Here is an 11,353-nt window from a genome sequence, read left to right as displayed (position 1 = left end):
TCAGCCTTTTTCAGATTGGTTTGAGATGGATAAAGTCAGGACATTTTAAAATTAATCACCTTTTATCAGCTATACAATTTTGTGTACGGTTTTAAAATACAAACATGTTATTATTTGTCAAAATTGCTCACCGTAAATTTATTATTCAATAAAAACCCGCTTAATAACATTAAAATCTTTGGCTTTAACTCCTATCAAAAATGTACCTCGTTGCATATCCTTTAGATCGAAAGTTTTTCGTGTATCAAATTTTGGAACTACATATTCTCTCATCAAAATACCTCTCAAATCATAAAAACTAACTAAAGCATTTTCGTGGTCTTCCAATGTTTCGATATTGATGATACCTTTCGGAACTGGGTTCGGAAAAATGCTCAGCCCTTTGTTAGAAGGGTCAATAATAAATTGGTATGGGGTTGAAGGAGTAGAAAAACATCGCAAAGTTTTACCTCCACCCAACTGATACAAAACAGAACCTCTTACGGTATAGCTTCCTGTTTCTTTAGCCTTTATGTAAAAAATATCATTGGGTAATATGGTACCATCTTTCGACCATTCATATTTGAGATCATACAATCCACTAGTAACTGATTCGAGCGTATATGTTCCTGATTGCAAAATATCTATTCCCAATGGAGCAGGTTTTACAATGATAGGTGTTTCATCAGAAGGTGGAGAAACACACCTATTTTGGTCAATTACTTTTACAGAAAACAAACCTGAAGATTTAATCGTTTGATTGTTGGCAGTCGTGGCATTGCTCCATTGATATGCTTGGTTTGGCGTAGCCGTGAGTGTTACACTTTCGCCATCACAAAAAGTTGTTGGTCCACTTGCCGTGATAGTTGGTTTTGGAGGTAATGGATTTACTTTAACAGATACAATATTTGATGTATTTTGACATCCAAATTCATTTTTAGCTGTTACAAAATATTCACCCGTTTTTGATATAATCAAATTATTTGTCTTTTCTCCTGTATTCCAAGCAATATCTTTTGTAACACTTGAAGCTAATTTGACTGACTTATCTGCACAAAACGCTATTGGTCCGTCTGCACTAACCGTTGGTTTTTCAGGCATTGGATTTACAGTAACATTAATTTTTGAAGAAGTATTTTCGCAACCAAACTCATTTTTGGCAGTTACAAAGTATTCTCCACTTCTAGTAACGGTTATTGTCTGCTGTTTTTCACCATTACTCCAAATATTACCATTTGATATATTTGAACGGATATTTACAGATTTATCTGAACAGAAAGTGGTAGCTCCATCAGCAAAAACATTGACTTCTGGCTTAGGAAGAATTGAAACTTTTACCTCATTTGACACTGAGAAACACCCTAAAAAATTATATTGACTTACTGAATAATTGCCTGGTTGATTTACCACAATTGATTGATTATGGTCGCCATTACTCCAAGTAATATCCAGATTTGTTGATGAAGTAATTCTAACACTTCCCCCTTGACAAAAACTTGTCGAACCATCAATCGAAAGATTAGGTTTTTCAGGGATAGCAAGTGAAGAATAGTTAACTGCGGGTGTATAATATACGTTACCTAAATAGTCAATAGCTCGACCTCTATAATAACCTGTACCTGTTTCAATCAATGCCGAATTTACCAAATCACCAAAGCCATTTGTCCAATAATACGATTTGAATCCATCGGGCATTAATATTCGAAGTGGTTTATCCTTATCATAAACATTACAGTTTAGGTAAAAAAATAGTGGAAATGATGCCGGTAATGGGTTTGATTTAGCAAAGAAATTTAAATCTAATTTATTATTCCAAATCTCAGCCAATTGAATTAAACTATTCCCATCAAAATGTACACCATCTGGTCGATCGGTAATGGCATCAGTTTCTGGACCTTCAAAGACATTAGGAACACTTTGAATAACTAAATTTTGACCATCTATCACTGGCTGATAAGTACCTGCTTTCACACGAGAAACTCGACTAACCATCCAACTTATGTTCTTACCTGTTTCATTACGACTTCTTCTGATAATATATTCTAAGGCATCTTTATATTTTGGAGTTACTGTTTTTTTATCATTATCAGTTTCTCCTTGATGCCACAAAACAGTACGGACACCAAACATATTTGCATAATAATGTAGTGATTTTTTGAGATTTTCAAATGGATAACCTGGTCTTTCATAATTCCCTGTATAATAATTGAAGCCTCGTTCGCCATCAGCACTTCTGCTCCAATCTTCAATTCCCATTGCTTCATATGCAGTATTGATAAAAAGAATTGGTACATTTAGTTTTTGGACAAGTAAATCGCCTAATCGCCCCCAACACCAAGAGCCATTCCCTAATGGGGCAATTTTGACATTAGCCGTTAACTGTGAAATAACAGGAAAAGGAGGCTCGGTGTTGTCATAAGAATAATAATTGGTGATACAGTTGACTCTGTCATCAGCAGCAGCTGGATTTCCTTTATCATTATAGCCTTGTGCATTGGACTGACCTGAAATAACCAAAACCTCTCCAACCCCAACTTTCTCTAAAGTGGCTGTCCCTATCATACTTTCACCACGAAAAGCTCTAATTTCTAATTTATACCAACCTGCTTGGGCATATATTCCACCTGTAAAAGTTCCAAAATTTGGGTTAATCGCAACTGGTGTCCAATTAACAAAATTTCCTCCGTTAATCGGTGTAAGTCGAGCGTCAATTCTATCTACTTTTGCTTGGAATGTTCCTCCAAGAGGAATCACGCCTGTATTGGATTGATTTCGCTGAAAAATCGCTCTATTTACAGGAAATGTAATTGTAACTTGTGCAAAAACAGTCGCATGCACCAAGAATAGTAAACTTAAAAAAGTTCTTCTCATGGCGTAAAATCTAATTGTAAAATAGTAAAGAAACTCTCTCTATTATAAGTTGTATGTAATTTTTATAGAAAACGCTATGAAAGCAATCAGAGAAACTGTTGTATTGCGTGATAACGTAATTGCTAAATTAATAAAAATAGCCAATAGGAAATAGTCATTTTAGTTAAAAGCAAATTGCTAATAATTAAAGTTTTACTGAAAAATATGGACAAGATGTTACAAGTTTTGCCAAATTATATCTTTTACTTCATCAATCCCTTCGCTGGTTGCTGCCGAAAAAAACACGTGTGGTAAATCTTCAGGAATCTTCTTGGCAATTTTCTTGACCTGCTTTTCATCTACTAAATCAAGTTTTGAGATGCCTAATACTCTTTTTTTGTCTAATAACTCAGGGTTAAAACGTTTTAATTCTTTCAATAGGGTTTTGTACTCCTTCATGGGATTTTCAGAATCTGCAGAAACTACAAACAGCAAAATTGAGTTTCGTTCGATGTGTCTAAGGAAGCGTAGCCCGAGACCTTTGCCTTCGGAGGCTCCTTCAATAATGCCAGGAATATCAGCCATTACGAAAGATCTAAAGTCACGATAGGCAACTACGCCAAGGTTAGGTGCAAGGGTTGTAAAAGGGTAGTCAGCAATTTCTGGTTTTGCAGCTGACACAGCGGAAAGCAGTGTTGATTTTCCAGCATTTGGGAAGCCCACAAGCCCCACATCTGCCAAAACTTTTAATTCTAATATTATCCAAGATTCAATTCCTGATTCACCAGGTTGTGCATATTCAGGAGCTTGATTGGTTGAATTTGTAAAATGACAATTTCCCAAACCTCCACGTCCACCTGGCAGCAAAATAATTTTCTGTTCATCTGCAGTTACTTCGCCTATTATTTCGCCTGTTTCAGAATCTTTTGCAATTGTTCCGAGTGGTACATCAATAATATGGTCAATTCCTTGTCGCCCAGAGCGTTTACCACCTTCTCCTGCCACGCCATGCGGGGCTTTTATATGCTTTTGGTATTTTAAATGTAAAAGCGTCCAATATTGCGAGTTTCCACGTAAAACTATATGCCCGCCTCTACCACCATCACCACCATCAGGGCCACCGTTTGGTACATGTTTTTCTCTCCGAAAATGCCTTGCTCCTGCCCCACCATTGCCTGAAATGCAATTAATCTTTACGTAATCTATAAAATTTGAAGTCATTTTTTTGTTTTGATTATGAGTAAAAAATTGAGTTTGGTAAATTTAATTTTGTTCCCTAACTCATCACCGTTGCGACGGTTGCTCATAAATCAGCTCTTTATTTCGCTATATCAATTGCTGCACAAATCATGCCGAATATAGTCTCGACCTGTCCTATGCCATTAATTTTAACTACTTTTTCTTGATTTTGATAATATGGCAACACATGAATCGTTTTGCTAAAATATTCATCAATTCGTTTGATTAGTTTATCTTCATCATCATCTGCCCGGCCGCCTACTTTTTTACGTTCAGCAATACGGTTTTTGATTTCGGATTCAGTAACATCTAATTGCAAAACTAAATCTATTTTTTCATTTTTTTCTTCCAAAAATTTATCTAAGGCTTCTGCTTGTGTTACAGTACGAGGAAATCCATCAAAAATAAAACCTGTTGCATTGGGGTTTCTTTGTACTTCTTCTTCAAGCATATCAATAGTTATAGAATCAGGCACAAGCAAACCATCTGCTAAAATTTGCTTTACTCGTTTGCCTAAAGCCGTATCTTGGCTAATGTGCATCCTAAACATATCGCCCGTTGAGATATGGGCTAATTTGTAATTATCAATAATTTTTGCTGACTGTGTACCTTTTCCAGCACCTGGTGGTCCGAATATTACGAGATTAAACATAGAAATTAGCTGTTCGCTACTTGGCTTGTGGCTTTAAATAATAGGATTTACTCCTTTTGGAATTTGGACGATAAAAGGCAAAAATAAAAGCAAAATTTAGCAATTACACCTTTTCGGACAAATAATTTTATTTTAAGGCAAACAAAAACGCCTAATTCGTTCGAAAAAGGCGTTTTTGTTAAATACAATTGACTTATTATCTTCTAATTTCGAGGTTGCCCTTGCCCTCCAGCACCACCACTACCATTGGGTTGATTATTATTTGGAGGGGGTGTTGTACCTGTAGGAGGGGGTGTTCCACCTGTAATACTCTGCAATACTTGTTGAGCTTTTGTGTTAGTAGGGTCATATTTCAAAACCTGATTCATATACTCTGTTGCTTTCACAGTATCTTTGTTTATCAAGAGTGCTTTCATACCCAAATAACCATACGCCTCTGCCAAATAACGTTTGGTATTATCTTTAGCCTTTTCTGCTTCTGGCACTAATAAAAGGTATTTTTCATAAAGTGGTGCAGCCATAAAAGTAGTATCTGCAGGATTAGCATACTGCTTTGCACGTGCCTTAATTATGTAAGGAATTAACCATGTATCTTTGTACAATTCAATCGTTTTGCTCAAAGCAGTATCAGCTTTAATATAATCTTTCGACTTCATATAAGCGTCAGCTAAATTATAATAATCAGCGGCAGTTGGTCTTTTAGAGCTTGCAATAATTTTCTCAAAAGAGGTAGCTAACTTAGTCCAGTTTTTGCTCGTTTTGTAAATATTTGCAATATCATTCATGGTAATAGTTAAAGTATCACCCAATTCGATAGCTCTCTCCATGTTTGCAATACCCAACGAATCATTCATTTTCTTTCCTGCTTCATCTTTAATACAAGCATAGGCACGTCCGAGCATTCCATAATCTGAAGCCAAATGACGATCTTTCTCTGCTTTATTCAAGAATTCCTGAATATTCTTTACAGCTTCTGCACACTCACTTTTTTCTACCTGAATATAACCTTTCAAACGATATTTGATTGGGTCTTTCAAAGCATCAAATATTTGATTTAATACAGTCATTGCACCGTCATAATCTTTTATAGCAACAGCCAATTTCACATATTTTAGTTTTGAAGCATCAGTTGCCTCACTTTTTTCTAAATAAAGTTTTGCATTTTTGGCTGCAAATTCATATTTACCGAAAGTTGTAAATAAATTACTCAAATAATAATACGCTGGAGCATAGTCAGCATCTGCTTTAATGGCCTCTGCAAATTCAGTTTGAGCTCTTGGATAATTCTTTCCTTGATACCACACTTTACCCATCAATGTACGAATTTTGGCTGTTTTCTGCCCCATTGAAAGTGCATTTTCTAAGGCAGTCATAGCTGGGCCACCATCATTTTTAAGCAAATAAGCATTTGCTATTCCAATATAATAATCAGGATTATTCTTTACTTTCAGTAAATCTAAACCTGCTTGAATATTTAAAACAGCCTCGGCAGGATCATTGATTTTTTCCGAAAGTGCATAAGCTTCACCTATACGAAACATAACATCAGCATTCTTGTTTTTTGTGTCTTTCTTGATTAAATCAAAATCAGCTTTTGCACCAGCCTTATCTCCTGATAATAACTTAATCGTTGCTAAACCCACACGATTAAGCGGATCTGGTCTTTTAGCATCAAGTGCTGCTCCTTTAGCAAACGATTCTTTAGCTTGTGCCAAATCCATCTGCCCATCTTGCAAGTTTAGGTAATAATACCCCTGATAGAAGTAGTTTTCTGCTACTGGAGCAGTTGCTACTAATTGTTTGAAAATTGTACCCGCAGCGTTGTATCGCTCAGCATCCAAATTTTTCAGTCCGTCCTGCACAGTTTGTGCCATTGTTTGGAACGATAACGCCAGTACCGCTACCGCTGATACCGACAAAGATTTCAAAATCTTGTTCATTTCACTCTAAAAGTTAGGTTTACAGATGCTTTTGATAAAAAAAGTTAGCAAAGTTAAATAAAATGTCGTTTAGTTAAAAAAAATATTTTCATAATACCCACTTTTTATTCTTTTGCTATTTAAACCTTTGACAAATTTTTATTTGGAAAGTTATCAAAGTAAGTGTTAATGATTCGTTAATTATGAAAAATCATTCATTTTATTGCTATCTTCAAATAATTCTTATTGCAATTTTCCAATAGGTTTCTTTTCCAGAATAATTTCCCTATCATAAACGTAATAAGGCAATAATCCTGATTTTTCTACAACTAATTGACCAATATAAGCACAACAAAAGCGAATAAAGGCACTTGTTAGTCCATATCCCTTTTTTGTGTGAAGTATTACTTTTCGCTCAAAAGGGTATTTTCTTGCTTTCAATGATGCAGTTGTTGGTGTGTAAAAATCATTAGCAGTTGGTTTATCTAAGTTGGAAATACCAACAACGCTAACACTATTAATAAAATTTTGACTTTTCGAGTCATCTATGTCGCTAATCCAGTTCCCACCAATAATTCCCACTGCATTAGTATTTTTCTTGATATAATCTATCACATCTTTATTGCCATTGGCAGCAAAAATATTTGCTTTCTTCACATCTTTAATTCCTAAACGTTGAATCATATAATTCAAATTACTCGAACTGCTATTATCAAATACTAATTTAATGTTGGCACGACTTGTCCCTTCAAACATTGCTTTTAATTCATTAACAGTCAATTGTTTAATGTCGCTACTTAGATTTGTAATTAATGCAACCCCATCAAGAGCCATTTTTGCAGGTAAATACGGAATATTATTAGTTGTATAAACTTCTTTTTCATTAGCAGTTGCCTCACGAGTTACGATAGCAATATTTGCCGAATCGCTCATCATCAGTGCCATTGCTTTTTGTTCGGGTACATAAACAACATGCAGCTTTGCTTTGGGATAATGTGCATTATATGACATAATCTCGGCATCAACTATTGGTTGCAACGACTCATCGGCAGCAATTATTATTTCACCTGCATTTGGTAAGTCTTGCTTTTCTGAGGTAGTACATTGCCATAAAGACAACGAGATAAAAATTAAAAAAAATATTTTTTTCATTGAAATTTTTATAAAGTTAAAGTTGAACCATTAAGATTTTCTTTTTCAAAAAATGTATTTCTCAATATTATTTAGATTGTTTTCTAAATATATAAACAAAAATATTTAATAAAAAGTTGCAAATACTTTAATAAAAAATGCCACTTCGTTTTCGAAAGTGGCATTTTTAATATAATTTTTTCAATCAATCTTGAGATGAATCTGTTAAGGCACGATATGCTCTCCAACCTCTAAATAAACCATAAGCAATAACTAAAATACCCATTGCATAAGCCATAATATCGGTCAAAGGAACTAATAACCATTTCCTTTTGATAACAAAAACGCCCATTACTATATACGCTACGGCTGTGGCTGCCATTACATAAGGAGTCACTTGACTGTATCCCTGAGGTTTACGCTTTTGTAACATTATTCAAGTACGAATGAAATTGGCATCGTAAAGAATACACGTACGTTACGACCATTTTGCTTACCTGGATTCCATTTTGGCATTGATTTCAAAACACGTTGTGCTTCTTCATCGCAACCAAAACCGATACCTTTCAAGATTTGAACATCACCTAAACTTCCGTCTTTTTCAACAACAAATTTAGCAAATACTTTCCCTGAAACGTTGGCTCGTTGGGCAGCCGACGGGTATTTAAGATTTTTACCAATAAAACCATACATTTCCTTTATACCACCAGGAAACTCAGGATTTTGCTCAACCGTAGTAAAGATTTCATCTTCTCTTGGTTGCTCAATCTCAACAGCTTTTGGTGCTTCTACTGGTGGTGGAGCAGCAGCTACTTCATCAGATTCAACACCTTCTTTAGTAACATTTGAGATAACTACTTTTTCCAATTCTTCAACCCTTGGTGGTGGCTCTTCGTTCTTAACCTCTTCATCTGGCTTAGGCTCAGGAGGTAAGAATTTGATTGTTGCCACTTCTGGTGGTTTTACTTCCGGTGGTGGTGGTGGTGGTGGAATCAATGGTTTTTCATCCAGTTTTTCCTCCTTTAGCTTAGTTAAATCAATTTCAACTGCAATTTCTTTTTGTACTTTTGGTTGAATTGAAGCATAAAGCATTGGAGCACCCACAGCCGCCAAAAATGCAATAGAACCATACAAAAGAGATCGATTTATCGTCTTTTTGTACGCTTTTCTTAGATCATAAGCTCCATACGCCCTATTACGGGTTTCAAAGACCATGTCATCTAAGGTAACATCGACATTATTTTTAGGGTCCATAATTAGTTTAATTTAAAACATTTAGTAATTATTGTATTGATGAACTTTTATATTCTAGCAAAGGCAATAATTAATGAGTACGCTTTATTATTTTTTTGGAAGTGCCAATTTTTGTTCATACACTGCTAACTCTTCTTTTGAAGGGTCAACAATTGCATAAAGTTCCGATTTTGTAATTGACATTTCATCCAAAATATCAACCGTATTCTTGTAGTTAGCATCATCTGTTGGCTTAATAACTACGGTAAATTTATCAGGAGAAATCGCATTTACTCTGCCTTTCAAAATAGCCGTACGAATACCATCTTTAGAATAATCACTTTCTATCAACAATTCGGGAGTCAAATTTTTTGACGACTTTTGATGATAAAAAATACGATTATCTTTACCCATAAGAATCGTAATTGTATTCGATTCTTTAATATCAGCCGTTTCTGGTGGTTGATCATCCTTTGGTTTCTCAGGCATATTCAACTTCATCATGTTCGGCTTACTAAAAGTGGTAGTGAACACAAAGAATGTAATCAGTAAGAAGCCTAAATCAACCATTGGAGTCATATCAACTCTTGCGGAATGTTTCTTTGCCCGAACCTTTTTATCACCTTTGCCACTATCACTGGAGGTGTCCATTTCTGCCATTGTATTACAATGTTTAGATTGTTTAGAACTAAATTTTACTTAGGAGAAATCTTAATTGAATATCAATTAGGATTTCCTTCAACACCTGTAATTAACTGGAACTTGTTTATGTCTCTTTTACCAAGTTCGTTAAGCACTTGTTTGATAGCGGGATAACGCGTTGTAGCATCACCTCTAATTGCCAATTTAGCAGAAGGATTTACTTCCTTCAAATAGGTTGTAACCCAATCACCTAATTCACTTTTTGTAGAATCATTTGGAATACCTGCCATTTTCACATTTAATTGATCTTCTGGTGATAAATTTAAGTATTGCTTTAATCCTGCAATACTAATTCCAAAATCTGATAGCTTCTCAAAGCTCTTTAAATCGCCATTATTTACGGCAACGCCATATTTTGCCGCCATTCTTTGAAAGAGTTGTCCACGGTCTTTAGGGTTTGTAACTCCGAAATAGTATTTCCCATCAGGGTCAATACTAATAGTCGCTACATCTCTATCTGGAATTTTGGTTTGAGAAATTGACGAAGGTGTGTCAATTGTTACTGACTCCTGACCTTTAAATTGAGTGGTCATGATAAAGAAAGACAATAACAAGAATGCCACATCGCACATCGCTGTCATATCCATGACAGGACCTTTTCGTTTTGGTTTTATTACTGGCATAACTTCTAAATTATTTAGGTTATATAAAATTAACGAATACAAACTTAGAATGTTGTCTAAATATATAATATATTTAAAAAAACAAACTTCATTCGTAAATCAAATTAGTTATGAGCAGCAAAATTTTGCTGAATACTCATTCCGATTTCGTCAATTTTGTAAGTCAATTCATCAATTTTAGATGTAAAGAAGTTATACATAATGATTGAGATTGCAGAAGTACCAATTCCTAAGGCTGTGTTAATCAAGGCCTCAGAGATACCAGTTGCCAAAGCAGCTGCATCTGGAGCACCACCACCTGCTCCAAGAGCCGAGAACGCACGAATCATACCTAATACAGTTCCTAACAAAGCAATCAAAGTTGATACAGTTGCTAATGTTGAAAGGATTGTAAGGTTTTTCTCTAACATTGGAAGCTCTAATGAAGTTGCTTCTTCTACTTCTTTTTGAAGTGCTGCCAATTTTTGTTCTTTATCCATTGAAGTATCTGTTGATAAAAGGCTGTATTTTCCAAGAGCCGTTTTTACTACGTTACCTACTGAACCTTTCTGCTTGTCACATTCTTTGATTGCATCTGCAATGTTGTTCGAATCTAATAACGAACGAACTTTACGAACAAAAGCATCGATGTTACCAGTTCCTGTAGCTTTGTTGATTGTGAAGAAACGCTCAATTGAGAACACTAATACACAAAGGAAACATGTCATTAAAATAGGAACAACTACACCACCACTATGGATTAGACCAAAGAAATCACCTGGTTTTGGTTTGTGTTTTTCAGCGTCAAGGAAGTGACTCGAATCTCCTAAGATAAACATGTAAGTAAGTACTGCAATAATTAGAAGTACAGGGATTGTAAAAGCTGGGTTTAATCCACCACCTGCTGATTGATTTGCTGCTGATTTAGCTGCTGGGGCTGTTGCCTTTTTTTCCATTAGATTTGAAAATTTTAGGGTTTTAAAAAATGAAATACTTAATTTTTTGGTAAATTAAAGTGAAAAATTTTACAAGTACGAACAATTTTG

The 11,353-nt window shown here is 35.1% G+C and carries 10 protein-coding genes; all 10 read right to left on the bottom strand.

The window, feature by feature from the left end; all coding sequences use genetic code 11:
* Nucleotides 1–141: 141 nt before the first annotated feature.
* Complete coding sequence (locus ACH2CJ_RS17775) at nucleotides 142–2,850, bottom strand: sialate O-acetylesterase (RefSeq protein WP_394994723.1); 2,709 nt, start codon at nucleotides 2,848–2,850, stop codon at nucleotides 142–144.
* 216 nt (nucleotides 2,851–3,066) lie between these two features.
* A complete protein-coding gene (obgE, locus tag ACH2CJ_RS17770; RefSeq protein ID WP_394994721.1) occupies nucleotides 3,067–4,050 on the bottom strand; it encodes a GTPase ObgE in 984 nt (327 codons plus the stop codon).
* Nucleotides 4,051–4,147: 97 nt separating this feature from the next.
* Entirely contained in the window at nucleotides 4,148–4,720 is a 573-nt protein-coding gene (locus ACH2CJ_RS17765) for an adenylate kinase (RefSeq protein ID WP_394994720.1), read from the bottom strand.
* Between the two features lie 203 nt (nucleotides 4,721–4,923).
* Nucleotides 4,924–6,660 carry a tetratricopeptide repeat protein gene (locus ACH2CJ_RS17760; RefSeq protein WP_394994718.1) on the bottom strand — a complete coding sequence of 579 codons (1,737 nt, stop codon included), beginning with the start codon at nucleotides 6,658–6,660 and terminating at the stop codon, nucleotides 4,924–4,926.
* A gap of 222 nt (nucleotides 6,661–6,882) precedes the next feature.
* Complete coding sequence (locus tag ACH2CJ_RS17755; protein ID WP_394994716.1) at nucleotides 6,883–7,791, bottom strand: PstS family phosphate ABC transporter substrate-binding protein; 909 nt, start codon at nucleotides 7,789–7,791, stop codon at nucleotides 6,883–6,885.
* Nucleotides 7,792–7,975: 184 nt separating this feature from the next.
* A complete protein-coding gene (locus tag ACH2CJ_RS17750; RefSeq protein ID WP_394994714.1) occupies nucleotides 7,976–8,203 on the bottom strand; it encodes a hypothetical protein in 228 nt (75 codons plus the stop codon).
* Nucleotides 8,203–9,024, bottom strand: a complete 822-nt coding sequence (locus ACH2CJ_RS17745; protein WP_394994713.1) for an energy transducer TonB — start codon at nucleotides 9,022–9,024, stop codon at nucleotides 8,203–8,205. Before ACH2CJ_RS17745 ends, ACH2CJ_RS17750 begins: the two co-directional genes overlap by 1 nt.
* 87 nt (nucleotides 9,025–9,111) lie before the next feature.
* Complete coding sequence (locus ACH2CJ_RS17740; protein ID WP_394994711.1) at nucleotides 9,112–9,663, bottom strand: biopolymer transporter ExbD; 552 nt, start codon at nucleotides 9,661–9,663, stop codon at nucleotides 9,112–9,114.
* Nucleotides 9,664–9,725: 62 nt separating this feature from the next.
* Entirely contained in the window at nucleotides 9,726–10,328 is a 603-nt protein-coding gene (locus ACH2CJ_RS17735; RefSeq protein WP_394994709.1) for a biopolymer transporter ExbD, read from the bottom strand.
* 104 nt (nucleotides 10,329–10,432) lie between these two features.
* Nucleotides 10,433–11,263 carry a MotA/TolQ/ExbB proton channel family protein gene (locus ACH2CJ_RS17730; RefSeq protein WP_394994706.1) on the bottom strand — a complete coding sequence of 277 codons (831 nt, stop codon included), beginning with the start codon at nucleotides 11,261–11,263 and terminating at the stop codon, nucleotides 10,433–10,435.
* Nucleotides 11,264–11,353 lie beyond the last annotated feature (90 nt).

Origin of the sequence: Emticicia sp., from assembly GCF_043780375.1 — a bacterium.
Classification (GTDB): domain Bacteria; phylum Bacteroidota; class Bacteroidia; order Cytophagales; family Spirosomataceae; genus Emticicia.
The sequence above is the reverse complement of the archived record's forward strand: the minus strand, read 5'-3'. Positions and strand labels throughout refer to the sequence as shown.